The sequence below is a fragment of the Pseudomonas sp. B28(2017) genome (genome assembly GCF_002113025.1).
Taxonomy (GTDB): domain Bacteria; phylum Pseudomonadota; class Gammaproteobacteria; order Pseudomonadales; family Pseudomonadaceae; genus Aquipseudomonas.
Genome location: NZ_NEJH01000004.1, coordinates 146,050 through 171,285 on the forward strand (window position 1 = coordinate 146,050; position 25,236 = coordinate 171,285).

The 25,236-nt window shown below is 60.8% G+C and carries 20 protein-coding genes and 1 tRNA gene; 12 read left to right on the plus strand and 9 right to left on the minus strand.

The genetic code is table 11. The features are described 5' to 3' along the window. Positions 1-191: 191 nt before the first annotated feature. Complete coding sequence (bglX, locus tag CAF65_RS13360) at positions 192-2,483, plus strand: beta-glucosidase BglX (RefSeq protein WP_085716684.1); 2,292 nt, start codon at positions 192-194, stop codon at positions 2,481-2,483. A gap of 140 nt (positions 2,484-2,623) precedes the next feature. Here bglX and CAF65_RS13365 read toward each other — a convergent pair whose 3' ends face one another. The 5 genes from CAF65_RS13365 to CAF65_RS13385 all read right to left on the minus strand — a co-directional run bounded on the left by CAF65_RS13365 (position 2,624) and on the right by CAF65_RS13385 (position 6,961). After that, complete coding sequence (locus tag CAF65_RS13365; protein ID WP_085716685.1) at positions 2,624-3,781, minus strand: phosphatidylserine/phosphatidylglycerophosphate/cardiolipin synthase family protein; 1,158 nt, start codon at positions 3,779-3,781, stop codon at positions 2,624-2,626. Between the two features lies 1 nt (position 3,782). Continuing rightward, complete coding sequence (locus CAF65_RS13370) at positions 3,783-4,373, minus strand: YceI family protein (RefSeq protein ID WP_085716686.1); 591 nt, start codon at positions 4,371-4,373, stop codon at positions 3,783-3,785. Between the two features lie 129 nt (positions 4,374-4,502). Further along, positions 4,503-4,826: an amidase gene (locus tag CAF65_RS13375; protein ID WP_085716687.1), complete on the minus strand. Its 324-nt coding sequence runs from the start codon at positions 4,824-4,826 to the stop codon at positions 4,503-4,505. Then, entirely contained in the window at positions 4,823-5,917 is a 1,095-nt protein-coding gene (locus tag CAF65_RS13380) for a serine hydrolase (RefSeq protein WP_085716688.1), read from the minus strand. Before CAF65_RS13380 ends, CAF65_RS13375 begins: the two co-directional genes overlap by 4 nt. Before the next feature lie 165 nt (positions 5,918-6,082). After that, a complete protein-coding gene (locus CAF65_RS13385) occupies positions 6,083-6,961 on the minus strand; it encodes an acyl-CoA dehydrogenase family protein (protein ID WP_085716689.1) in 879 nt (292 codons plus the stop codon). A gap of 423 nt (positions 6,962-7,384) precedes the next feature. On the opposite strand from CAF65_RS13385, the gene olsB reads away from it, so the two are divergent. Together olsB and CAF65_RS13395 are read left to right on the plus strand one after the other, a co-directional pair. After that, the gene (gene olsB, locus CAF65_RS13390; protein ID WP_085716690.1) at positions 7,385-8,140 is read left to right on the plus strand and encodes an L-ornithine N(alpha)-acyltransferase; all 756 of its coding nucleotides are present in this window, start codon (positions 7,385-7,387) and stop codon (positions 8,138-8,140) included. Next, the gene (locus CAF65_RS13395; protein ID WP_085716691.1) at positions 8,140-8,931 is read left to right on the plus strand and encodes a 1-acyl-sn-glycerol-3-phosphate acyltransferase; all 792 of its coding nucleotides are present in this window, start codon (positions 8,140-8,142) and stop codon (positions 8,929-8,931) included. Before olsB ends, CAF65_RS13395 begins: the two co-directional genes overlap by 1 nt. 108 nt (positions 8,932-9,039) lie before the next feature. Here the strand turns inward: CAF65_RS13395 and CAF65_RS13400 are convergent, their stop codons facing one another. After that, complete coding sequence (locus tag CAF65_RS13400) at positions 9,040-9,618, minus strand: ACP phosphodiesterase (protein ID WP_085716692.1); 579 nt, start codon at positions 9,616-9,618, stop codon at positions 9,040-9,042. Between the two features lie 170 nt (positions 9,619-9,788). Between CAF65_RS13400 and CAF65_RS13405 the strand changes: the two genes are divergently transcribed. Genes CAF65_RS13405 through CAF65_RS13415 form a run of 3 tightly spaced genes read left to right on the plus strand, consistent with a single transcriptional unit; the run spans position 9,789 to position 12,364 of the window. After that, positions 9,789-10,091, plus strand: a complete 303-nt coding sequence (locus CAF65_RS13405; RefSeq protein WP_057400779.1) for a helix-turn-helix transcriptional regulator — start codon at positions 9,789-9,791, stop codon at positions 10,089-10,091. A gap of 26 nt (positions 10,092-10,117) precedes the next feature. Continuing rightward, complete coding sequence (locus CAF65_RS13410) at positions 10,118-11,284, plus strand: MFS transporter (RefSeq protein ID WP_085716693.1); 1,167 nt, start codon at positions 10,118-10,120, stop codon at positions 11,282-11,284. Positions 11,285-11,314: 30 nt separating this feature from the next. Further along, complete coding sequence (locus CAF65_RS13415) at positions 11,315-12,364, plus strand: alkene reductase (protein ID WP_085716694.1); 1,050 nt, start codon at positions 11,315-11,317, stop codon at positions 12,362-12,364. Positions 12,365-12,653: 289 nt separating this feature from the next. On the opposite strand, the gene emhR is transcribed toward CAF65_RS13415, so the two are convergent. Next, complete coding sequence (gene emhR / locus CAF65_RS13420; RefSeq protein WP_057400783.1) at positions 12,654-13,286, minus strand: efflux system transcriptional repressor EmhR; 633 nt, start codon at positions 13,284-13,286, stop codon at positions 12,654-12,656. Between the two features lie 277 nt (positions 13,287-13,563). On the opposite strand from emhR, the gene CAF65_RS13425 reads away from it, so the two are divergent. From CAF65_RS13425 to emhC, 3 genes are read left to right on the plus strand one after another with little or no spacing between them, the layout of a single operon-like run. Next, positions 13,564-14,721, plus strand: a complete 1,158-nt coding sequence (locus tag CAF65_RS13425; RefSeq protein ID WP_085716695.1) for an efflux RND transporter periplasmic adaptor subunit — start codon at positions 13,564-13,566, stop codon at positions 14,719-14,721. 3 nt (positions 14,722-14,724) lie between these two features. Further along, positions 14,725-17,886: an efflux RND transporter permease subunit EmhB gene (gene emhB / locus CAF65_RS13430; RefSeq protein WP_085716696.1), complete on the plus strand. Its 3,162-nt coding sequence runs from the start codon at positions 14,725-14,727 to the stop codon at positions 17,884-17,886. Then, entirely contained in the window at positions 17,886-19,346 is a 1,461-nt protein-coding gene (emhC, locus tag CAF65_RS13435; RefSeq protein WP_085716697.1) for an efflux RND transporter outer membrane subunit EmhC, read from the plus strand. The genes emhB and emhC overlap by 1 nt, the downstream gene beginning before the upstream one ends. 196 nt (positions 19,347-19,542) lie before the next feature. Here the strand turns inward: emhC and uvrB are convergent, their stop codons facing one another. Beyond that, a complete protein-coding gene (uvrB, locus tag CAF65_RS13440) occupies positions 19,543-21,558 on the minus strand; it encodes an excinuclease ABC subunit UvrB (RefSeq protein WP_085716698.1) in 2,016 nt (671 codons plus the stop codon). A 335-nt stretch (positions 21,559-21,893) separates the two neighbouring features. Here uvrB and CAF65_RS13445 point away from each other — a divergent pair, with 335 nt between their 5' ends. From CAF65_RS13445 to CAF65_RS13455, 3 genes are all read left to right on the plus strand, one after another. After that, positions 21,894-23,090 carry an amino acid aminotransferase gene (locus tag CAF65_RS13445; protein WP_007986930.1) on the plus strand — a complete coding sequence of 399 codons (1,197 nt, stop codon included), beginning with the start codon at positions 21,894-21,896 and terminating at the stop codon, positions 23,088-23,090. Between the two features lie 139 nt (positions 23,091-23,229). Next, positions 23,230-23,433 carry a hypothetical protein gene (locus CAF65_RS13450; RefSeq protein WP_085716699.1) on the plus strand — a complete coding sequence of 68 codons (204 nt, stop codon included), beginning with the start codon at positions 23,230-23,232 and terminating at the stop codon, positions 23,431-23,433. Positions 23,434-23,501: 68 nt separating this feature from the next. Next, positions 23,502-23,577, plus strand: a tRNA-Asn gene (locus CAF65_RS13455). Between the two features lie 134 nt (positions 23,578-23,711). Here the strand turns inward: CAF65_RS13455 and CAF65_RS13460 are convergent. Beyond that, positions 23,712-25,229, minus strand: a complete 1,518-nt coding sequence (locus CAF65_RS13460; RefSeq protein WP_085716700.1) for a nucleobase:cation symporter-2 family protein — start codon at positions 25,227-25,229, stop codon at positions 23,712-23,714. Positions 25,230-25,236: the final 7 nt, after the last annotated feature.

Here is a 25,236-nt window from a genome sequence, read left to right on the forward strand (position 1 = left end):
TAATCGCCCGCGCCTCTGGATTGCAACGGGCCGATGGGCTAAAAAGAGGCCCTGCGCAAAAACGCATCCGCCCGCTGGCTGTCGTTTTTGGCTCTGGTTTGTTGAGCCGGCACCCGAACAACAATAGACGCTCCCTAATTTTTGGCTGGCCGGCGTGTACATCGCCGCTTGGGCCCTTGAGAAAACTATTCATGAAGAAGCTGTGTTTGCTGGGCATGTTCGTCAGCCTGGCCAGTCATAACGTATTGGCCGCCACGACGCCCGCCCCTCTGGAGAACAAGGAAGCCTTCGTCAGCAACCTGATGAAGCAAATGACCCTCAATGAAAAAATCGGCCAGTTGCGCCTGATCAGCATCGGCCCGGAAATGCCCCGGGAGCTGATCCGCAAGGAAATCGCGGCAGGCAACATCGGCGGTACGTTCAACTCGATCACCCGCCCCGAAAACCGGCCGATGCAGGACGCGGCCATGCGCAGCCGCCTGAAGATCCCTATGTTCTTCGCCTACGACGTGATCCACGGCCACCGCACCATTTTCCCGATCCCGCTGGCCCTGGCCTCGAGCTGGGACATGGACGCCATCGGCCTGTCCGGGCGCATCGCCGCCAAGGAAGCTGCGGCTGACAGCCTCGACATCACCTTCGCGCCGATGGTCGACATCTCCCGCGACCCGCGTTGGGGCCGTACTTCCGAAGGCTTCGGCGAAGACACCTATCTGGTGTCGCGCATTGCCGGCGTGATGGTCAAGGCGTTCCAGGGTACTGGCACGAACGCGGCCGACAGCATCATGGCCAGCGTCAAGCACTTCGCCCTGTACGGCGCCGTCGAGGGCGGTCGCGACTACAACGTGGTCGACATGAGCCCGGTCAAGATGTACCAGGACTACCTGCCGCCGTACCGCGCCGCCATCGATGCCGGCGCTGGCGGGGTCATGGTCGCGCTGAACTCGATCAACGGCGTACCGGCCACGGCCAACACCTGGCTGATGAACGACCTGCTGCGCAAGGAATGGGGCTTCAAGGGCCTGGCGGTCAGCGACCACGGGGCGATATTCGAGCTGATCAAGCACGGCGTTGCCGCCGACGGTCGCGAAGCGGCGAAGCTGGCGATCAAGGCCGGCATCCACATGAGCATGAACGACACCCTGTATGGCAAAGAACTGCCTGGGCTGCTGAAGTCCGGCGAGATCCAGCAGAGCGACATCGACAACGCCGTGCGCGCGGTACTGGAAGCCAAGTACGACATGGGCCTGTTCAAGGACCCGTACCTGCGTATTGGCAAGGCCGAGGATGATCCGGCCGACACCTACGCCGACAGCCGCCTGCACCGTGCCGAGGCCCGTGATGTGGCGCGCCGCAGCATGGTGTTGCTGAAGAACCGGAACGAAACCCTGCCACTGAAGAAGACCGCGAAAATCGCCTTGGTCGGCCCGCTGGCCAAGGCGCCGATCGACATGATGGGCAGCTGGGCTGCCGCCGGTAGGCCGGCGCAATCGGTGACCCTGTTCGACGGCATGACCAACGCCCTGGGCGACAAGTCGACACTGATCTACGCCCGTGGCGCCAACATCACCAGCGACCCGAAAATCCTCGGGTACCTGAACTTCCTCAACTTCGACGCCCCGGAAGTGGTGGATGACCCACGCCCGGCGAACGTGCTGATCGATGAAGCAGTGAAAGCAGCCAAGGATGCTGACATCGTGGTCGCAGCGGTTGGCGAATCCCGTGGCATGTCCCACGAATCGTCGAGCCGCACCGACCTGAACATCCCGGAAAACCAGCGCGAGCTGATCCGCGCCCTGAAAGCCACCGGCAAACCGCTGGTGCTGGTGTTGATGAACGGCCGCCCACTGACGATCCTCGAAGAGAAAGAACAGGCCGACGCGATCCTGGAAACCTGGTTCACCGGCACCGAGGGCGGCAACGCCATCGCCGATGTGCTGTTCGGCGACTACAACCCGTCGGGCAAACTGCCGATCACCATCCCGCGCTCGGTAGGCCAGATTCCGACCTACTACAACCACCTGACCATTGGCCGGCCGTTCACCCCGGGCAAACCGGGCAACTACACCTCGCAGTATTTCGATGACACCACAGGTCCCCTGTACCCGTTCGGCTATGGCCTGAGCTACACCAACTTCAGCCTGAGCGACATGGCGCTGTCGTCGACCACGCTGAACAAGACTGGCAAGCTCGACGCCAGCGTCACGGTGAAAAACACCGGCAAGCGTGACGGCGAAACCGTGGTGCAGTTGTACATCCAGGACGTAGCGGGCTCGATGATCCGCCCGATCAAGGAACTGAAGAACTTCCAGAAAGTGATGATCAAGGCCGGCGAACAAAAAGTCGTGCACTTCACCATCACCGAGGACGACCTGAAGTTCTACAACACCCAGCTCAAGTACGCGGCAGAGCCGGGCAAGTTCAATGTGCAGATCGGCCTGGATTCAGAGGACGTGACGCAGCAGAGTTTTGAGTTGCTGTAATCCCGAGACACCGCAATAACCCTGTGGGAGCGAGCCTGCTCGCGAAGACGGAGTGTCAGTCAAAATCGTGTCGACTGATCGACCGCATTCGCGAGCAGGCTCGCTCCCACAGTGGTTTTGTGGTGTTGAGAAAGTCGGATTCAACCCCGCCGATCCAGCAGATTCACCACCACCCGATCCACCCATCCCCACACCCGCTGCTTTACCCGCCGCCACAGTGGCCGCCGCTTCCATTCTTCCAGACTGACTTGCTGGCTCAGGGCGAAGTCACGCTCGAAACTCGCGGCTACCGCTTGGGTCAATCCGGGGTCCAGTGCTTCCAGGTTGGCTTCCAGGTTGAAACGCAGATTCCAGTGATCGAAGTTGCACGAACCGATGCTCACCCAGTCATCGATCAGGACCATTTTCAAGTGCAGGAAACACGGCTGGTATTCGTAGATCTTCACCCCTGCCCTGAGCAGTCGCGGGTAGTAGCGATGTCCGGCATAACGCACGGATGGGTGATCGGTACGGGGGCCGGTCAGCAGCAAGCGCACATCGACGCCCCGGGCAGCCGCCCGGCGCAGGGAACGGCGGACTTTCCAGGTCGGCAAAAAGTACGGCGTAGCCAGCCAGATCCGTCGATGGCCGCTGTTCAGGGCGCGCACCAGCGATTGCAGAATGTCCCGGTGTTGACGGGCGTCGGCATACGCCACCCGCCCCATACCCTCGCCTTGGGACGGCACACGGGGTAACCGCGGCAAGCCGAAATGCGAGGCTGGTCGCCAGGCACGTCGATGGCGGTTGGCAATCCACTGCCGATCGAACAGCAGCTGCCAGTCGAGCACCAGCGGGCCGGTGATTTCCACCATCACTTCGTGCCATTCGCTGACGTCTTCGCCCGGCGTCCAGAACTCATCCGTGACGCCTGTGCCGCCGACCACGGCCAGGCTCTGGTCCACCAGCAGCAGCTTGCGGTGATCGCGATAAAAGTTGCCTACCCAACGTCGCCAACTCAGGCGATTGTAAAAACGCAGCTCCACACCGGCGGACATCAGTCGCTGACGCAAGGCCAGGGTAAAGGCGAGGCTGCCGTAATCATCGAACAGGCAGCGCACCCGCACGCCGCGCTCGGCGGCCTGCACCAAGGCCTGGACCATGGCTTCGGCGCAGGCACCCGCTTCCACCAGATACAGCTCCAGCTCGACCTGCTCTTCAGCCCGGGCAATCGCCACCAGCATTCGCGGAAAAAACTGCGGACCGTCGACCAGCAGTTCGAAATGGTTGCCTTCACGCCAGGGAAAAACCGGACCGGCCATGTCAACGCGCCGTGAAAATCAGTACCGCACCCACCGGTACCGACAGACTGATCGCCGACAGGTCGGCCATTTTGCGCAATGCTTCCAGGCCAGGAGCCAAATCGAAATCTTCGGCGTTGATCACCAGCGGCTCGAGGGTCACCACCTGAAAGCGCCGGTCATCCAGACGGGTCGCCAGCAGTTGGGCCTGGTACTCGCGCTGTTTGCCGTGCAGGTCGACCTTCAGCGGCAGGCGCAACTCCAGTTGTGCGCCGGGAGCGAGGTCGTTGATCGGGCGCAGATCGATTTTCGTGGTGATCAAGGCGTCGGGAAACCGGTCGATCTGGAACAGTGTCTTGCGCATGCGCTCATCGCGCAACGGAACGCCGCTATTGATCGACTCCAGTTCGACTTCCACCTGCGCCAGCCCCTCGGGATCGACCTTGCCGTGCAGCACCAGAAAGCGCTGCACTTCGGAGACATTGGCGTTTTTGGTGCTGACAAACGACAGGCGCGAAGACTCACCATCGAGGTACCAATCGGCACGGGCCGACAAAGCGGTGCCAGCCAGCAGCAGGAAAGCGAGGGGTTGGAGGGTGGAGCGCATCGACATAGAGACTCGTGGGGCAGATAAACCTGAGCTGAACCTTAACCGGCCTTCAGCGCATTGCAAGCCATCTACTGCTCCAAACCCGCCTTTGTGGCGATGGACCTGTCGCCCTACCTCGATATTTCAGCGCCGTCAGGGCTGCAATCGGCAACCCTGGCGCTCGCCGACCCACACGGCGCTGTTGCTGCGACCCATGCCGCTGACCGTGACACGCTTGCCGGCCGGGTCATCGGTAAAGCTGTTGACGGGCAGCCACTGTTTCACATAACGGTGGCAGTACTCGGTGTCGTTGTTCATCACGTAGCGGCACGAACAGTATTCCTTGGCCGTGTAAGCGCTGATGATGCCGGGGAACGCCCACAGCGCCACCCGCTCGCTCCAGACCCAGCCGAGCAAGGCGATCAGCAGGATCAGCAACAGGGAACTCACCGGTCGACGGCGAATGAAACTGTTCATGGCTGCACCTTCCCGGCAAAGGCCTTGAGCGCGAGTTTGAGCAATTCGTTATGCCGATAACTGCCGTCGCGGTCATCGCCGTAGCGGACGATCACCAGGTGTTCACTGGGGATCACATACAGCGCCTGCCCCCAATGCCCCAGCGCGGCGAAGGTGTCGGCGGGGGCATCGGGCCAGGGTCGTGCCGCGCCCTCAACGGCTCGATTGAGCCACCATTGCCCGCCGGGGACGGCATCGTCTTCGTGTGCGTGATAGTGAGCGAACGGCTCGCGGTTGAACGCCACCCAGTCCTTGGGCAGCAGTTGCTTGTCTCCCCAGCGGCCCTCGCGGTCCATCAACAGACCGACCCGGGCCAGATCCCGTGCAGTGAGGTAGGCATAGGACGAAGCGACGAAAGTGCCCGTGGCATCGGTTTCCCAGACGGCGTGACGAATGCCCAGCGGTTCGAACAATGCAGCCCACGGGTAGTCGGGATAGCGGCTGGAACCAACCATGGCTTTCAGCGCGGCGGACAACAGATTGCTGTCACCGCTGGAGTAGCGAAATGCCTGGCCCGGCGCCGCGTACGCAGCATGGGCTGCAGTGAACGCGGCCATATCGTGGTGACCGCGGGTGTAGAGCATGGCCACCACCGAAGACTTCAACGGTGCGTATTCATAGTCCTCTTGCCAATCCAGGCCCGAGGCCCAGTGCAGCAGGTCGGCCATGGTCATGTCGGGGTGCTTTTGCAGGGGCGGATAAAACTTCGCCACCGGATCGTCGAGCTTGAACAAGCCTTCGCCATAGGCCACGCCGAGGACCGTGGCCATCAGGCTCTTGCTGATCGACCAGGTCAGGTGCGGCGTCTGCGCCGTCGTCGGACCGGCGTAGCGCTCGTAGAGCAACTGGCCGTCACGGATCACCAGCAAGGCATCGGTGCGAATGCCCTGGCGCGCGGTGTCATCGCGGGATGGGAAGGCGTAAGCCTCCAGGGCTTGAAGCGCCGGACCGGTCAGCACCGGGGCGGTCGGCCATTGCTCGGCGGGCCAGTATTCGGCCTGGGCCGTGAAACTGAGCAACAGCATGAAAATCAGGGACAAGCCTTTGGGCATGGCGGGGGCTCGGAGATTGAACTGGCTGAGCCTAGTCGGACTTGATGACAATTTTGGAGTTTGTATTGCCTGATAGATCGCTTTCGCGAGCAGGCTCGCTCCCACAGAGGAATCTGTGTTCGACGCAGATCAATGTGGGAGCGAGCCTGCTCGCGATGAGTGCCTTCAATGTGCCGCCAACGCCTTGGCCAACCGCTTGCCCCGCGCCCCCGCCGCCAACTCCATCACCGCTCGGTCGCGCTGCCACATCGCTGCCCACTCCGGTGGCCCTCCAGCCAGTGCCTCGTTCACTTGAGCCTTGAGTCCTTCGAACTGTGCAAACAACCCGCCCAGCACCACATGTCCGGCCAGGCTGGTCGGTGGCTGACGGCTGGTTTCCGCGCACCCTGCCAACAATCCCAGCAGACGCAATTGCAAGGATTGCGGCCAGGCACAGTCCTGACCGATACCGTACAACCACGCCGTCATGGCGCTCAGTACATAGATGTCTTCCAGCGTGCGAAACGGTTTGACGTAGGCGTCCCAACCATCCCCCGCGAGCAACTCGCACAGCGCGTTATCCAGAAACAACCGGCCATGGCTGATGTCCGGCATCAACGGGATCGGCGCCAGTTTTTCCACCCGCACACCCGGCTCATCGCGATAAATCACCGCCAGGCTCAAGCGCGGATTGGCGCCGGGCGCCTCGCTGCGCGCTGCCACCAGCAGCCAGTCGGCGGCATCCCCGGCGGTGACGAAATCCTTGCGACCATTCAGGCGCAAACCGCTCAGCCGGGTTTGCATGTCGGCCGGGCGCAGGCTGCGCTGCTCGGTGGCGCACAACGCGCCGAGGCTCAGTGGCGCGCTCGGCCAGAGCATGCGCAAGGCCGCTTGATACCCCACCAGAAATGCCAGCCCCGGCGTCGCCATCAACCGCCCGCCGAGCACGGCCAATTCAAACGGCGTGACCGCTCCCAACTGCTGCAACAAAGTCGCGAAACCTTCGGCCAGATCCGGGTTGGCGGGCAAGCGATCACGGCGGTTCAACAGGGTTTGCCAGGGCATAAGAGGCTCCTTGAAGGCTGTCATATAAGCATCACCAAAGCTTAATGGCGATGACACCGGGGCTACATAGCCTGACTTTGCACAACACGGCTAGGGGGCGTTCTCAATTAGTTTCCCTACCGCGCCGGGTCTGCTGTTGTGCAGGGCAAGGCGCGAGAAGCGCAGTTTGGTCATTCCAAATCAGCTTCGAGCAACACAGCCCTGCACAACAGCAGGCCCGGCCCTTCGGGTTGTGCCTTAAAGCTGGCCATGCTGCGTTGCAGGCCTTGGAAAGGGAACAACCATTCCCAGCGGCCTACGCCTTGCCTGGCCAGCTTTAAGGCGACAACGCGGTGGGGAAACTAATTGAGAACGCCCCCTCGACAAAGAAAGTCGATTCGCTGTAGCCCAAAGACGGGTGAGCAGCCCGCACGGAGATTCGCCATGACTCAGATCGTCCGCATCAGCGACACCGGCAACGAACGCCGCCTGCAAGCCGAACGCCTGGTGGGCGCCGAGGCGTTGCAGGAAGCCCAGGCCTTGCGCTTCAACGTGTTCAGCGGCGAATTCAACGCCAGGCTCAAGGGCGCTGAACTGGGTCTGGACATGGATGACTACGACGTTCACTGCGCCCACATCGGTGTGCGTGACTTGAACACCGGGCGGCTGGTGGCGACTACCCGTTTGCTCGACCACACGGCTGCCAGCAGCCTCGGCAAGTTTTACAGCGAAGAAGAATTCAGCCTCCACGGCCTGGTGCACCTGCAAGGCCCGATCCTGGAAATCGGTCGCACCTGCGTCGATCCGGCCTACCGCAACGGCGGCACCATCGCCGTGCTCTGGGGTGAACTGGCCGAAGTCCTGAACCAGGGCGGCTACAGCTACCTGATGGGTTGCGCGAGCATTCCGATGCAGGATGGTGGTGTGCAGGCCCACGCGATCATGCAGCGTCTGCGTGAACGCTACCTGTGCACCGAACACCTGCGCGCCGAGCCGAAGAATCCGTTGCCAAGCCTGGACATCCCGTCAAACGTGATTGCCGAAATGCCACCGCTGCTCAAGGCCTACATGCGCCTGGGCGCCAAGATCTGCGGCGAGCCATGCTGGGACGAAGACTTCCAGGTCGCCGACGTGTTCATCCTGCTCAAGCGCGACGAACTCTGCCCGCGCTATGCCAAACACTTCAAGGCGGCTGTGTAATGAGCCGGTTACGTGTATACGCGCGAATCGCGCGAGTGCTGATGGTGGTGACGCTGGGCCTGGGCATGGCCAGTGTGTTCGGGGTGTTCGAGCGCCTGGGCATGGCCCATTCGATGGCGCGTCGCCAGCGCTGGTCGCGGTTTTTCATGGCCCGACTGAGCAACGCCCTGCCCTTTGACGTGACCGTCCACGGCGAGCTGCCGAAGTCGCCGATGCTCTGGGTCAGCAACCACGTGTCCTGGACCGACATCCCGCTGCTGGGCATGCTCACGCCGCTGTCGTTCCTGTCCAAGGCCGAAGTGCGCACCTGGCCAGTGGCCGGCTGGTTGGCGGCCAAGGCCGGCAGCCTGTTTATCCGCCGCGGCTCGGGTGACAGCCAGTTGATCCGCAAGCAGATGACCCGCCACCTGGAACAAGCCTACCCACTGCTGATGTTCCCGGAAGGCACCACCACTGATGGCCGTTCGCTGCGTACCTTCCATGGTCGCCTGCTGTCCGCCGCCATCGATTCCGAAGTGGCGATGCAGCCGGTGGCGATTCGTTATGTGCGTGACGGTAAGCCTTGCGCGCTGGCGCCATTCATTGGCGACGATGATCTGCTCTCGCACCTGATGCGTCTGTTCGCCAATGACCGTGGCAGCGTGGAGATTCATTTGCTCAAGCCAATCGAGTGCCAGGGCCGGGAACGCGCGGCACTGGCGTTCGAAGCGCAGCAGGCGGTGCAGAAGGCGTTGTTTGGGGCGCCCCCGGAAAAACAGCAAGTGCCAATGCGTCCCGCGATTGCCGCTTGAACACATGCCATCTGTGGGAGCGAGCCTGCTCGCGAATGCGGTGTGACATTCAGCGATGATGTTGAATGTGACGGCCCCTTCGCGAGCAGGCTCGCTCCCACAATGGATTTATGTGCCAGTGTGGTTCCGGGCAAAATCCTGTAGCTGCGGATAGAACAACCGAAAGTCCTCGCTCAACGGCTCATACAATCGCCGCAACTCCGGCATCGCCGCCGCCAGCTCCTCCGGCCGGGTCAGGCGTCGCGAGATCCCGCGCAATACCTGCTCCAGCACTTCAAACTCCTGATACGAACCTAACCAGTCATTGGCCACCATGTGCGGTGCAATCTGCGCCAGCCGCCCCGGCAATTGCCGTTCACTGGACAGCACCCGGTAAACGTCCGAGGTGAACAACGCCAGGGGCCGGTCGGCATACAGCGCCCAGTCCCGGGCAAGGCAATGGTCGAAAAACACATCGAGCACGATCCCCGCGTAGCGACGACGGGTCAGGGAAAAACGCGACAACGCCACATCCACCAGCGGATGGCGATCGGTGAACACGTCGATGCTGCGGTGCAACTGGATAGCCCCCTCGATTTCCGGAGCGAACTGCCCTTGCAGCCGTCCCTTGACGAAATCGCCATACAGACTGCCGAGCAATTGGCCGGGACGCTGGCCACCGAGGTGAAGATGTGCGAGATAGTTCATGGGCGCAGCTTAGCACTGCCCCATTGCCTTGTTACACTCAACACATCGTTATAACTCGATATATCGAAATGTGAGCTGGTCAGAGCCAAATCATATTTGTATATCGCGAAATACCGATTTAAAGTTCGCCTCATCGCGATATAGCGTTTTAAACATCACGAGCCCACATCATGACCATCAATCTCGACGAAATAATAAAAGCCCTGGCACACCCAGTCCGGCGAGAAATCCTGCACTGGCTCAAGGACCCGACCGTCGAATTTCCCGATCAGTCACACAGTAACGAGCACGGCGTTTGCGCCGGGCAGATCGATCAGCGTTGTGGCCTGTCGCAATCCACGGTGTCCGCACACCTGGCGACCCTGCAACGCGCCGGCCTGATCAGCAGCCGCAAAGTCGGCCAGTGGCACTTCTTCAAACGTAACGAGGAAACCATCCAGGAGTTCCTCCGTACCTTCAGCAAAGAGCTCTGATCCTTAGAGCCGAAAAGGAATCAACAATGCCCCTCTCGCTACTCATCCTGGCCTTGAGCGCCTTCGCCATCGGCACCACCGAGTTCGTCATCATGGGCCTGCTGCCCAACGTGGCGGCTGACCTCGGTGTGTCGATTCCCGGTGCCGGCTGGCTGGTGACCGGTTACGCCCTGGGCGTGGCCATCGGCGCGCCGTTCATGGCGCTGGCCACCGCCAGACTGCCGCGCAAGGCTGCGCTGGTGGCGTTGATGGGCATTTTCATTATCGGCAACCTGCTCTGTGCAGTGGCCAGTGACTACAACGTGCTGATGTTTGCCCGTGTGGTGACGGCCCTTTGTCATGGCGCCTTCTTCGGTATCGGTTCCGTCGTGGCTGCCGGCCTGGTGCCTGCGAACAAACGCGCTTCGGCCGTGGCCCTGATGTTCACCGGCCTGACCCTGGCCAACGTCCTCGGCGTACCGTTGGGCACCGCCCTCGGTCAGGAAGCCGGCTGGCGTTCGACCTTCTGGGCCGTGACCGTGATCGGTGTGATTGCGCTGATCGGCTTGATCCGCTTCCTGCCGGCCAAGCGTGATGAAGAAAAACTCGACATGCGCGCCGAACTGGCCGCACTCAAGGGCGGTGGCATCTGGCTGTCCCTGAGCATGACGGCACTGTTCGCCGCCTCGGTGTTCACCCTGTTCACCTACGTCGCGCCGCTGCTGGGCGAAGTCACCGGCGTCTCGCCCCGTGGCGTGACCTGGACCCTGATGCTCATCGGCCTGGGCCTAACGGCCGGCAACATCATCGGCGGCAAGATGGCCGACAAAGGCCTGGCCGCCACGCTGATCGGCGTGTTCATCACCATGGCCGTGGTGTCCACGGTGCTGACCTGGACCAGCGTCGCGCTGATCCCGACCGAAATCACCCTGTTCCTCTGGGCCACCGCGTGCTTTGCCGCCGTACCGGCCTTGCAAGTGAACGTGGTGACCTTCGGCAAAGCCGCACCGAACCTGGTGTCGACCCTGAACATCGGCGCTTTCAACATCGGCAACGCACTCGGTGCCTGGGTCGGCGGCAGCGTGATCGCCCACGGTTTTGGCCTGACCAGCGTGCCCCTCGCCGCAGCGGCCCTGGCGGTACTCGCCCTGCTGGTCACCCTGATTACTTTCCGTCAGAGCGGCAATCCCGATCTGGCCCCTGCTACCAACTGACAGACCATTACCTCACGAGGGTTGCATTAAATGACGAGTATTTTCGATCCGATCAAACTGGGCGACCTCGAGTTGGCCAACCGCATCATCATGGCGCCACTGACCCGCTGCCGCGCCGACGAAGGTCGCGTGCCGAACGCGCTGATGGCCGAGTATTACGTACAGCGCGCCTCCGCCGGCCTGATCCTCAGCGAAGCCACGTCGGTTACCCCGATGGGCGTCGGTTACCCGGACACACCGGGCATCTGGTCCAACGATCAGGTGCGTGGCTGGTCCAACGTAACCAAGGCTATCCATGGCGCGGGCGGCAAGATCTTCCTGCAGTTGTGGCATGTGGGTCGCATTTCTCACGGTTTGTACCTGAACGGTGAAGCCCCGGTCGCCCCGAGCGCCATCCAGCCAAAGGGCCATGTCAGCCTGGTTCGTCCGTTGGCCGACTTCCCTGTCCCGCGCGCCCTGGAAATCGCTGAAATCGCCGACATCGTCGACGCTTACCGCGTCGGTGCCGAGAACGCCAAGGCCGCCGGTTTCGACGGCGTGGAAATCCATGCCGCCAACGGTTACCTGCTTGACCAGTTCCTGCAAAGCAGCACCAACCAGCGCACCGACAACTACGGCGGCTCCCTGGAAAACCGTGCGCGCCTGCTGCTGGAAGTGACTGACGCCGCCATCGAAATCTGGGGTGCCGGCCGCGTGGGGGTGCACCTGTCGCCACGCGCCGACTTGCATGACATGGGCGACGACAACCTGGCCGAAACCTTCACCTACGTCGCAAGTGAACTGGGCAAGCGTGGCATTGCCTTCATCTGCTCACGCGAGAAGGAAGGTGCCGACAGCCTCGGCCCACGACTCAAGGAAGCCTTCGGCGGCCCATACATTGCCAACGAGCGTTTCACCAAGGACAGCGCTAACGCATTGCTCGCCAGCGGCAAGGCCGATGCAGTGGCCTTCGGCGTACCCTTCATTGCCAACCCTGACCTGCCGGCACGCTTGCAGGCTGACGCGCCGCTGAACGAAGCGCGTCCGGAACTGTTCTACGCCAAGGGGCCGGTCGGCTACATCGACTATCCGACGCTGTAACCGGCAACCGTTGAAACGCAAAAGCCCCGACTCGAAAGAGCCGGGGCTTTTTAATATTTGACGGTTTAACCCTATCCACTGTGGGAGCGGCAGTGCGACGATCCGACTTGCTCACTCCCACAAGGTCTATATGGATTTCTCAAAGACTCGACACAATTTCCCTACAAAATACTGAGCTTGCTACCTGTCATCCCGCCCGGGGTGCGTATATAAAGGCACCCCATTACGGCGCATCGAGTCACAAAAAGGCCCCGGGCTGACACACGCCGACCCAATTACGCTTTTTGTTTCATTTGCGCAGGCTGGGGCTCAAGCGCAGCATATCCAGCCCGGTATCAACCCAACGCTCGGCTTCGGTGTGCAATTCAAAACTGTCGGGGGCCAGCAACCACTGGTACAGGATGCCGTCTATATAAGCATGCAAGCTGATCGCGGCGCGGGCGGTGTCGAGGTTTTCCGGCAACTGGCCGCGATTCACGGCATTACTCAGGGCCAGGCCGATCCGCACATTGCATTCGAGGCTGGCCGACACCCGTTGTTGGCGCAGGTCGCACATTTCATCGGTGAATTCGCACTTATGAAAAAGAATCTCATTGATGCGCCGGGTTTTCGGGTCCAGCGCAATTTGATGAAACAAATGAATCAACAGTTTGCGCATGCAGCCCAGGGGATCGAGTTCGTCTTCGCTTTCGCTGGCCTTGGCCATTTCTTCCAGCGGCTCATGCAAGGTGTCGAGCATGGCCTGCACCAGATCCGCCTTGTTGCTGAAATGCCAGTAAATGGCCCCGCGAGTGACGCCGGCCAGGGTCGCGATGTCCGCCAGGGTCGTGCGCGCCACGCCGCGCTCGAAAAAGGCCTTTTCGGCCGCCACGAGAATTTGCGCGCGGGTTTCCTGAGCTTCCTCTTTGGTACGACGGACCATGGCAGTACAACCTCAATCAGGGTGCTTCAGCGATGTCTGAATATCAGCTGAATAAAAGTGGGGCGAACGTTCTGGGGGCTTGTCCCCGGCCTACAATTCCAACCTTCAAACGGCTTGTGTAACGGCTTGTGTAACGGTGTTGATACGCAGCCTGGGTATTTACAAACAACCATGTACGTAAGTATATTCCTTAGCAAGCTACTTATCCACCCGGAATACACTTTTCAACCTTCCACCTTTCTAGTGCGCTCCTTGCGCGCCTGACCCGAGGATTTTCATGCAATTCAAGCCAGCTGTTACCGCTCTGGTCGCCGCCGTCGCCCTGGCATCGCTGCTCAGCGGATGCAAAAAGGAAGAGGCAGCACCGGCCGCCCCACCGCCTCAGGTCGGCGTCGTGACTCTGCAACCCCAAGCTTTCACCCTGACGTCCGATCTACCAGGCCGTACCAGTGCATTGCGCATTGCCGAAGTCCGTCCTCAGGTCAACGGCATCATTCTCAAGCGCATGTTCAAGGAAGGCAGCGACGTCAAGGCCGGCCAGCAGCTCTATCAGATCGATCCCTCGATCTATGAAGCAACGCTCGCCAGCGCGGAAGCGAACCTGCGTTCGACCAAGTCGATTTCCGACCGTTACAAGCAATTGGTCGACGAACAAGCCGTAAGCCGTCAGGAATACGACACCGCAGTAGCCAACCGCCTGCAATCGGAAGCCGCGCTGCAAACCGCGCAGATCAATGTGCGCTACACCAAGGTCTACGCCCCGCTGACCGGCCGCATCGGCCGCTCCTCGGTGACCGAAGGCGCGTTGGTCAGCAATGCCCAGGCCGATGCGATGGCGGTAATTCAGCAAATCGACCCGATCTACGTCGACGTGACGCAGTCCTCGGTCGAGTTGCTGCAACTGCGCCGTGAGCTGGAAAGCGGTCGCCTGCAAAAAGCCGGCGACAACGCGGCCTCGGTCAAGCTGACCCTCGAAGACGGCAGCGACTACAAGCTGGACGGCAAGCTGGAGTTCTCCGAAATCTCGGTTGACCAGACCACCGGCTCCGTCACCCTGCGCGCCATTTTCCCGAACCCTGATCACACCCTTCTGCCTGGCATGTTCGTGCACGCCAAGTTGCTGGCCGGCGTGAACAGCGCGGCGATCCTGGCCCCGCAGCAAGGCGTGACCCGCGACCTCAAAGGTACGCCGACCGCACTGGTCGTCGGCCCGGACAACAAGGTCGAACTGCGCCAACTCAAGGCCAACCGCACTGTCGGTAACCAATGGCTGATCGAAGACGGCCTGAAGGCCGGCGATCGCCTGATCACCGAAGGTCTGCAATTCGTCAAACCGGGCATCGAAGTCAAGGCCCGTGAAGCGACCAACGTAGCCGTCAAGAATCCGGCCCCCGCCCAGGTAGCTGATAAAGCCTCCGGCGACAAAGGGGAGTAAACCATGTCGAAATTTTTTATCGACCGTCCGATTTTCGCCTGGGTAATTGCCCTGGTGATCATGTTGGTCGGGGCACTGTCGATCCTCAGACTGCCGATCAACCAGTACCCGAGCATTGCGCCTCCAGCGATCGCCATCTCCGTGACCTACCCGGGTGCTTCGGCACAAACGGTTCAGGACACCGTGGTTCAGGTGATCGAGCAACAGCTCAACGGTATCGACAACCTGCGCTATGTCTCGTCGGAAAGTAACTCCGACGGCACCATGACCATTACCGCGACCTTCGAGCAAGGCACCAACTCCGACACCGCGCAGGTCCAGGTCCAGAACAAGCTGAACCTGGCCACCCCGCTGCTGCCGCAAGAAGTGCAACAGCAAGGTATCCGCGTCACCAAGGCCGTGAAGAACTTCCTGTTGGTGATCGGCGTGGTGTCGCGTGACGGCAGCATGACCAAGGACGATCTGTCCAACTACATCGTGTCGAACATGCAGGACCCGATCTCGCGGACCGCCGGTGTCGGCGACTTCCAGGTGTTCGGTTCCCAGTACGCCATGCGTATCTGGCTCGACCCGGCCAGGCTGAACAACTACAACCTGACTCCGATCGACGTCAAAACCGCCATCGCCGCGCAGAACGTCCAGGTGTCGTCCGGTCAGCTCGGCGGCCTGCCTGCCCTGCCCGGCACCCAGTTGAACGCGACGATCATCGGCAAGACCCGCCTGCAGACCGCGGAAGAGTTCGACAAGATCCTGCTCAAGGTCAACAAGGACGGTTCCCAGGTTCGCTTGAGGGATGTTGCCGAAGTCGGTCTGGGGGGTGAGAACTACAGCATCAATGCCCAGTTCAACGGTGCCCCGGCTTCCGGCCTGGCCGTGAAACTGGCCACCGGTGCCAACGCTCTCGATACCGCCAAGGCCCTGCGCGCGACCATCGACAACCTCAAGCCGTTCTTCCCGCAAGGGATGGAAGTGGTATTCCCGTATGACACCACTCCGGTGGTAACCGAATCGATCAAGGGCGTGGTTCACACCCTGGTCGAAGCGGTCGCCCTGGTGTTCCTGGTGATGTTCCTGTTCCTGCAGAACTTCCGTGCCACCATCATCACCACGATGACCGTGCCGGTGGTATTGCTCGGTACATTCGGCATCCTCGCGGCCGCCGGTTTCAGTATCAACACCCTGACCATGTTCGGTATGGTGCTGGCCATCGGCTTGCTGGTGGACGACGCCATCGTCGTGGTGGAAAACGTCGAACGGGTGATGAGCGAAGAAGGCCTGTCACCGAAAGAAGCCACCAAGAAATCCATGGGCCAGATCCAGGGCGCACTGGTCGGTATCGCCCTGGTGCTGTCGGCGGTTCTGCTGCCAATGGCGTTCTTCAGCGGTTCCACCGGTGTGATCTACAAGCAATTCTCGATCACCATCGTCTCGGCCATGGCCCTGTCGGTACTGGTTGCACTGATCTTCACCCCGGCGCTCTGCGCCACCATGCTCAAGGCGATTCCGAAAGGCGAGCACGGCACCCCGAAACGCGGTTTCTTTGGCTGGTTCAACCGCAATTTCGACCGCGGCGTTCGCAGCTACGAACGCGGTGTCGGCAATATTCTGCAGCGCAAGATCCCCTATCTGCTGGCGTACCTGCTGATCGTGGTGGGCATGATCTGGCTGTTCAGCCGCATTCCAACGGCGTTCCTGCCTGAGGAAGATCAGGGTGTACTGTTCGCCCAGGTACAAACCCCGGCCGGGTCCACGGCCCAGCGTACCCAAGTGGTCGTCGATGAAATGCGTGAATTCCTGCTGCGTCCGGGCAAGGATGGCGGCGAAGGCGATGCGGTGAACTCAGTGTTTACCGTGACCGGCTTCAACTTCGCCGGCCGTGGCCAGAGTTCGGGTATGGCGTTCATCATGCTCAGACCCTGGGACGAACGTAACGCCGACAACAACGTGTTCAAGGTGGCGGCCCGAGCCCAGCAGCACTTCTTCACCTTCCGCGATGCCATGGTGTTCGCCTTCGCGCCACCGGCGGTACTGGAACTGGGTAACGCCACCGGTTTCGACGTGTTCCTGCAGGACCGCGCCGGTATCGGCCACGAAAAACTGATGCAAGCGCGAAACCAGTTCCTCGGCATGGCCGCACAAAGCAAGATCCTGACTCAGGTGCGTCCGAACGGCCTGAACGACGAACCGCAATACCAGCTGGAAATCGATGACGAGAAGGCCAGTGCCCTGGGCATTACCATCGCCGACATCAACAACACCCTGTCGATTGCCCTGGGCAGTAGCTACGTCAACGACTTCATCGACCGTGGTCGAGTGAAGAAGGTTTACGTGCAAGGCAAGCCAGGCGCTCGAATGGGCCCTGAAGACCTGCAGAAGTGGTACGTGCGCAACGCCAGCGGCACCATGGTTCCGTTCTCGGCGTTCGCCAAGGGCGAGTGGATTTACGGTTCGCCGAAACTGGCTCGCTACAACGGCGTGGAAGCGATGGAAATCCTCGGTGCCCCGGCACCGGGTTACTCCACCGGTGAAGCCATGCTCGAAGTCGAAGCCATTGCCAAGAAGCTGCCGGCGGGTGTCGGTATTTCCTGGACCGGCCTGTCGTACGAAGAACGTCTGTCCGGTTCGCAAGCGCCGGCGCTGTACGCCCTGTCGCTGCTGATGGTGTTCCTGTGCCTGGCGGCATTGTATGAAAGCTGGTCGATTCCGATCGCGGTGATGTTGGTGGTACCGCTGGGGATCATCGGTGCACTGATGGCCACCAGCCTGCGCGGCTTGTCCAACGACGTGTACTTCCAGGTAGGTCTGTTGACGACTATCGGTCTGGCGGCGAAAAACGCCATTCTGATTGTCGAATTTGCCAAGGAACTGCACGAACAAGGGCGTAGCCTGCGTGATGCCGCAATCGAAGCCTGTCGCATGCGTCTGCGACCGATCATCATGACCTCGCTCGCCTTCGTGCTGGGTGTGGTACCACTGGCGATATCCACGGGCGCAGGTTCCGGTAGCCAGCATGCAATCGGTACCGGTGTGATCGGCGGTATGATCACGGCCACTGTGCTGGCGATCTTCTGGGTCCCGCTGTTCTTCGTCACCGTGTCGTCCATTGGTCAACGTAAAATCGCCGACCAGGATGACGCTATTGAAACTTCTAAAGAGGCTGGCTAATGAGCAAGTCGCTACTCTCCCTGGCAGTCGCCGCCTTCGTGCTCGGTGGCTGCTCGCTGATACCTGATTATCAGCAGCCCGAAGCGCCGGTGGCGGGGCAGTACCCGCAGGGCCTGGCGTACTCGCCGGCCCAGGCACCGGCGCAAGCCGCTGCCGAGCAGGGCTGGAAGCAGTTTTTCCATGACCCGGCGCTGCAACAGCTGATCCAGGTTGCCCTGGAAAACAACCGTGACCTGCGTGTCGCGGCCCTGAACATCGACGCGTTTGCGGCTCAGTACCGCATCTCCCGTGCCGATCTGTTCCCGGCCGTCTCGGCCAACGGCACCGGCAGCCGTCAGCGCGTTCCGGCTGACGCTTCGCAGACCGGCGAAGCCGGCATCACCAGTTCCTACTCGGCCACGGTCGGGGTCAGCGCCTATGAACTCGACCTGTTCGGTCGCATTCGCAGCCTGAATGAAGAAGCGCTGCAGAAGTACTTCGCCACCGAAGAAGGCCGTCGCAGTACGCAGATCAGCCTGGTGGCCAGTGTGGCCAATGCCTACCTGACCTGGCAGGCCGACAAGGAACTGTACAAGCTGACCCAGGACACCCTCGCCACCTTCGAGGAGAGCTACAAGCTCACCGCCCGCAGCAACGAAGTCGGCGTCGCCTCGGCCCTGGACCTGGCACAGTCGCGCACCTCGGTGGAAAACGCCCGTGCGCAACTGGCCAAATACACCCGTCAGGTTGCCCAGGATGAGAACAGCCTGGTGCTGCTGCTCGGCACTGGAGTCCCGGCCAATCTGCAAGCGGCCAAACCGCTTGACGACGACTTGCTGAGCGACGTTCCGCCCGGCCTGCCGTCGGACCTGCTGCAGCGTCGTCCGGACATCCTTCAAGCCGAGTACAACCTGAAGGCCGCCAACGCCAACATCGGCGCAGCGCGGGCTGCGTTCTTCCCGAGCATCAGCCTCACGGCCAATGCCGGCACCCTGAGCCCGGACTTGTCCGGCCTGTTCAAGGGTGGTTCGGGCACCTGGCTGTTCCAGCCGCAGATCAACCTGCCGATCTTCAACGCCGGCTCTCTGAGTGCCAGCCTGGATTACTCGAAAATCCAGAAAGACATCGGCGTGGCGAACTACGAGAAGTCCATTCAAACGGCCTTCCAGGAAGTTGCCGACGGCCTGGCCGCCCGCCAGACCTACGTCCAGCAGTTGCAGGCACAGAAAGATTTCGTCAGTGCCAACCAGGCGTACTACCGCCTGGCCGAGCGCCGCTACCGTATCGGTGTCGACAGCAACCTGACCTTCCTCGATGCCCAGCGTCAGCTGTTCAGTGCGCAGCAGGTGTTGATCACCGACCGTCTGGCGCAACTGGTCAGCCAGGTCAACCTGTACAAGGCCCTGGGTGGTGGCTGGAACGAACAGACGGCGCAGAACGAGCCGTTGAAAGAAGAAGCGCCGAAGATGAAGTATTTCTGATAGCGCTGTGAAAACGAGAAGCCCACCTTTTGGTGGGCTTTTTTGTTGCGAGAAAGGTGCATTGTTGAATCCGGCCCCTTCGCGGGCAAGCCCGCGCCACAGTTGACCGAGTTGTCCGACGGACGCGGACCGATGTGCGAGCGGGCTTGCTCCGGGCGGCGTTCCGACGAAGAGACCCGCACACTTACCGCAAATCTCAGACAGTCAGTAACCGCTCGCGCAACTTGGCGATCTCGTCGCGCATCTGCGCCGCTGCTTCGAATTCCAGGTCGCGAGCGAGCTGGTACATTTTCTCTTCCAGCGCACGAATCCGCTTGCTGATCTCGCTGGGCGAGCGCAATTCGGCTTCGTATTTGGCATTTTCCTCGGCGGCCTTGGCCATGCCCTTGCGCTTCTTGCTGCGCGAGCCGGGCACGGTGGCGCCTTCCATGATGTCGGCAACGTCCTTGAACACGCCTTTTGGCGTGATGCCATTGGCCAGATTGAAGGCGATCTGCTTGTCGCGGCGACGCTCGGTTTCACCGATCGCCCGTTCCATGGAGCCGGTAATCCGGTCGGCATACAGAATCGCCCGGCCATTGAGGTTACGTGCCGCGCGCCCGATGGTCTGGATCAGCGAGCGCTCGGAACGCAGGAAGCCTTCCTTGTCGGCATCGAGGATCGCTACCAGCGAGACTTCCGGCATGTCCAGGCCTTCGCGCAACAGGTTGATGCCCACCAATACATCGAAAGTGCCCAGGCGCAGGTCACGGATGATCTCCACGCGCTCCACGGTATCGATGTCCGAGTGCAGGTAGCGCACGCGTACGCCGTGGTCGGCCAGGTAATCGGTCAAATCCTCGGCCATGCGCTTGGTCAGCGTAGTGACCAGCACCCGTTCCTCGACTGCGACGCGCTTGGTGATTTCCGACAGCAAATCGTCGACCTGGGTCAACGCCGGACGGATTTCCACTTGCGGGTCCACCAGGCCGGTCGGCCTCACCACTTGTTCGACGACGCGGCCAGCGTGTTCGGCTTCATAGTTGCCTGGAGTCGCCGAGACGAAAATCGTCTGCGGGCTGATGCTTTCCCACTCATCGAAACGCATCGGCCGGTTGTCCAGGGCCGAGGGCAGGCGGAAACCGTACTCGACCAGGGTTTCCTTGCGCGAGCGGTCGCCCTTGTACATGGCGCCAACCTGCGGAACGCTGACGTGGGACTCGTCGATCACCAGCAAGGCATCCGGCGGCAGGTAGTCATAAAGCGTCGGCGGTGGTGCGCCGGCTTCGCGACCGGACAGATAGCGCGAATAGTTTTCGATGCCGTTGCAGTAACCCAGTTCGAGGATCATCTCCAGATCGAAACGGGTACGCTGCTCCAGGCGTTGGGCTTCCACCAGCTTGTTGTTGGAACGCAGGTACTCCAGGCGCTCCTGCAACTCGACCTTGATGCCTTCGACCGCGCCCATCAGGGTTTCCCGTGGCGTCACGTAGTGACTCTTCGGGTAGAAGGTGAAACGCGGCAGTTTGCGAATGACCTCGCCGGTCAGCGGATCGAAGGCCGACAGGCTTTCCACCTCATCGTCGAAGAGTTCGATGCGGATCGCTTCAAAATCGGATTCCGCCGGATGGATATCAATCACATCGCCACGCACGCGGAAGGTCGCACGGGCAAAATCCATGTCGTTGCGGGTGTATTGCAGGTCGGCCAGGCGTCGCAGCAATTCACGCTGATCGAGCCGGTCGCCGCGGTCCACGTGCAGCACCATCTTCAAATAGGTTTCCGGGCTGCCCAGACCGTAGATGCAGGACACCGTGGTAACGATGATCGCGTCCTTGCGCTCAAGCAATGCCTTGGTCGCCGACAAACGCATCTGTTCGATGTGGTCGTTGATCGAGGCGTCTTTCTCGATGAAGGTGTCCGAGGACGGCACGTAGGCTTCAGGCTGGTAGTAGTCGTAGTAGGAAACGAAGTATTCCACCGCGTTGTTCGGGAAGAACGCCTTGAACTCACCGTACAACTGCGCCGCCAGGGTCTTGTTCGGCGCCAGCACCAGGGTTGGACGCTGCACCTGGGCGATCACGTTGGCGATGCTGAACGTCTTGCCCGAGCCGGTCACACCGAGCAGCGTCTGGTGCGCCAGCCCGGCCTCGATGCCCTCGACCATCAGGCGGATGGCTTCCGGTTGATCGCCGGCGGGCTCGAAACGGGTGACTAGCTGGAATTCAGACATTAAATACCTCTGGATCACTCTTGCCGGCAACACCGGCACGAACGAGAAAGACCGCAAACGACCGATGTCGCCCGAGGAAAAAACAGGATTGTGCTCAATGTGGAGCCGATTGCCATCGCTTTCAAGGCAAACGTCCTACATCCGGTAAAATGTCCGACACGACCAATCGACTAACGGTCGAAAAATAATCGGAAAAACTTAGCTTAAAAGACCAATCGCCTGTCGCCATTGATCGCGGATGGCCTCTATACTAGCTCCCCGTTTGTGCACCGCTCTAGTGCATTCGGCTGGAGCGCGACACGTCCCTCCACTCTCCATTCAGAGCCGCCGCAATAATGAGCCTGTTCTCCGCTGTCGAAATGGCACCACGCGATCCAATCCTGGGCCTCAACGAAGCATTCAACGCCGATACCCGCACCAACAAAGTCAACCTGGGGGTCGGTGTTTACTGCAACGAGGAGGGGCGAATTCCACTCCTGCGCGCCGTTGTCGAAGCCGAAACCATTCGTGCCGCTCAACACGTTTCCCGTGGCTACCTGCCAATCGACGGCATCGCCGCCTACGACCAGGCTGTGCAGAAATTGCTGTTCGGCAATGATTCGCCGCTGATCGCCGCTGGCCGTGTGATCACCACCCAGGCCGTTGGCGGTACTGGCGCCCTGAAAATCGGTGCTGATTTCCTCAAGCAACTGCTGCCGAACGCCGTTGTGGCGATCAGCGACCCGAGCTGGGAAAACCACCGCGCGCTGTTCGAAACCGCCGGTTTCCCGGTGCAGAACTACCGTTACTACGACGCCGCCACCCACGACGTGAACCGTACCGGCATGCTGGAAGACCTGAACGCGCTGCCAAACGGCTCGATCATTGTGCTGCACGCCTGCTGCCACAACCCGACCGGCGTGGACCTGAGCCCGGCGGACTGGAAAAACGTCCTGGAAGTGGTTAAAGCCAAAGGCCACGTGCCGTTCCTCGACATGGCGTATCAAGGTTTCGGCGATGGCATCGACGAAGACGCCGCTGCCGTGCGCCTGTTCGCGGAATCGGGCCTGACTTTCTTCGCTTCCAGCTCGTTCTCCAAGTCGTTCTCGCTGTACGGCGAGCGCGTTGGCGCCCTGTCGATCGTCAGCGAATCGAAAGAAGAAAGCGCGCGCGTACTGTCGCAAGTCAAACGCGTGATCCGCACCAACTACTCCAACCCGCCGACCCACGGTGCCAGCGTTGTCGCAGCGGTGCTGAACAGCCCGGAACTGCGCGCCCAGTGGGAAGCCGAACTGGCCGAAATGCGCCTGCGCATTCGTGGCATGCGTACCCAGATGGTCGACCTGCTGGCACAAAAAGCGCCGCAGCGCGATTTCAGCTTCGTCGGTCGTCAGTGCGGCATGTTCTCCTACTCCGGCCTGAGCGTTGAGCAGGTTCACCGTCTGCGCAACGAGTTCGGCATCTACGCCCTGGACACCGGCCGCATCTGCGTGGCCGCGCTGAACCAGAGCAACATCAAGGTTGTGACGGACGCTATCGTCCAAGTCATCTGATGACACCTTGAAATGAAAAACGGGAAGCCATGCTGCTTCCCGTTTTTTATTTGCTTCAGATAATTCCCGACTGACCGGCCAAGCCCTCTAAACTGCACACAGGTTATGCGTACACACTGTAATTCCGATGAGAACCGACATGAAAAACGATGACTTGCGCGCCGACCGCGATGATCTGGATGACTACATTCCCCGCGCCCCGGTAAAACGCCGCAACGGCAGCCTGGTGATGCAGGTGGCGGCCGGGGTATTTCTCGGTGGATTGGCCTTGTGGCTGGTGCAACTGGCAGCCACCGCGCTGTATGCCAAGCTGTTGATGGGCACCTTCACGTTTGGCGGCTGAGCCGTCATCTGTAAAAGTTGCGCCCCAACGCTTGACTTCCCCTTTTTAATCAGTAAGATACGCGCCATTCCGCGATAGCTCAGTTGGTAGAGCAAGTGACTGTTAATCACTGGGTCCCTGGTTCGAGTCCAGGTCGTGGAGCCAGACAGCAACATCGAAGAGCCCCTGAATCGAAAGATCCAGGGGCTTTTTTGTGGTCGATTGAAAAGCCAACGCTTGAAAAGCAAAAAGCCGATCTGTCTATTCAACAGATCGGCCCTTTTCAGTTGCCGTGAACGTCAGACATGTTCACTGCTTTTGACGTGCACCGCCCGCGGTTCTGCCACGCCATGTTCCGACTCCAGCACCGGAATCTCCTTGCCGTCGCAATCGTGCAGTTTACCGTCGCTGAAGTAGTCCCCTTCACGCAACGCCGCCAGATCCTGATAACGCAGCACCCGCTCGGTACCGGCCGCAAAGACCGATTGCTGGTCGGAGTTACCGGCGGTGAGATGGTTGAAGGTCAGGTTCAGCACGATGGCCATGATCGCCGAAGAGCTGATGCCCGAATGGAAAATGGTCGCGAACCAGCCTGGGAAGTGGTCGTAGAAGTTTGGCGCCGCGATCGGGATCATGCCGAAGCCGATGGAGGTGGCGACAATGATCAGATTGACGTTGTTGCGGTAGTCGACCTTGGACAAGGTCCGAATACCGCTGGCCGCAACGGTGCCAAACAGCACGATGCCGGCGCCACCGAGCACCGAGGTCGGTACGGCGGCGATGACCCGGCCCATGAATGGCAGCAGACCGAGGATCACCAGGAACAGACCGCCGGTTGCCACCACATAGCGGCTCTTGATGCCGGTGACCGCCACCAGCCCGACGTTCTGAGCAAAGGCGCTTTGGGTAAAGGAACCGAAGATCGGCGCGAACATGCTCGACAGCATGTCGGCGCGCAAACCGTTGCCCAGGCGCTTGGAGTCAACCTTGGTGCCGATGATCTCACCGACGGCAAGGATATCCGCCGAGGTCTCCACCAGTGTCACCATCACCACGATGCACATCGACAGGATCGCAGCAAAGTGGAAGGTCGGCATACCGAAATGGAACGGCGTCGGGAAGCCGAACATCGGGCCCTGGGTCACGGATGAGAAATCCGCCATGCCAAGGAACACCGCGATCACTGTACCGACGACCATGGCCAGCAGAATCGACAGACGGGAGATGGTCGCACTGCCGATTTTGCTCAGCAGCAGCACCAGCACCAATGTCACTGCCGCAAGGCCGATATTCGCCATGCTGCCGAAGTCCGGCGCGTGACTGTTACCGCCCATGGCCCAGCGCGCGGCTACCGGCATCAGCGTCAGGCCGATAGTGGTAATCACGATGCCGGTCACCAGCGGCGGGAAGAACTTGGTGATGCGCGAGAACACCGGGGTTATCAGCAACCCGATCAGGGACGCCGCTATGACCGCGCCCAGTACCGACTGAAACCCGCCCTCCCCGCCACTGCTGACAATCGCCACCATGGTCGCGACGCCAGAGAAGGATACGCCCTGCACCAGCGGCAACTGACAACCAAAAAACGGTAAACCCAGGGTTTGCAGCAGTGTTGCCAGCCCCCCCGCAAACAATGAAGCAGCAATCAACAAACCGATGTCCGCCGGCGAGAGCCCGGCCGCCTGGCCGATGATCAATGGCACCGCGACGATACCGCCATACATGGTCAGAACATGTTGCAGGCCATAAGCCATATTCGCGCCGATCCCAAGATTTTCGTCCTCGGGCCGTTGGTGTGAAACATGGGGCATTTTCATGGTAGGG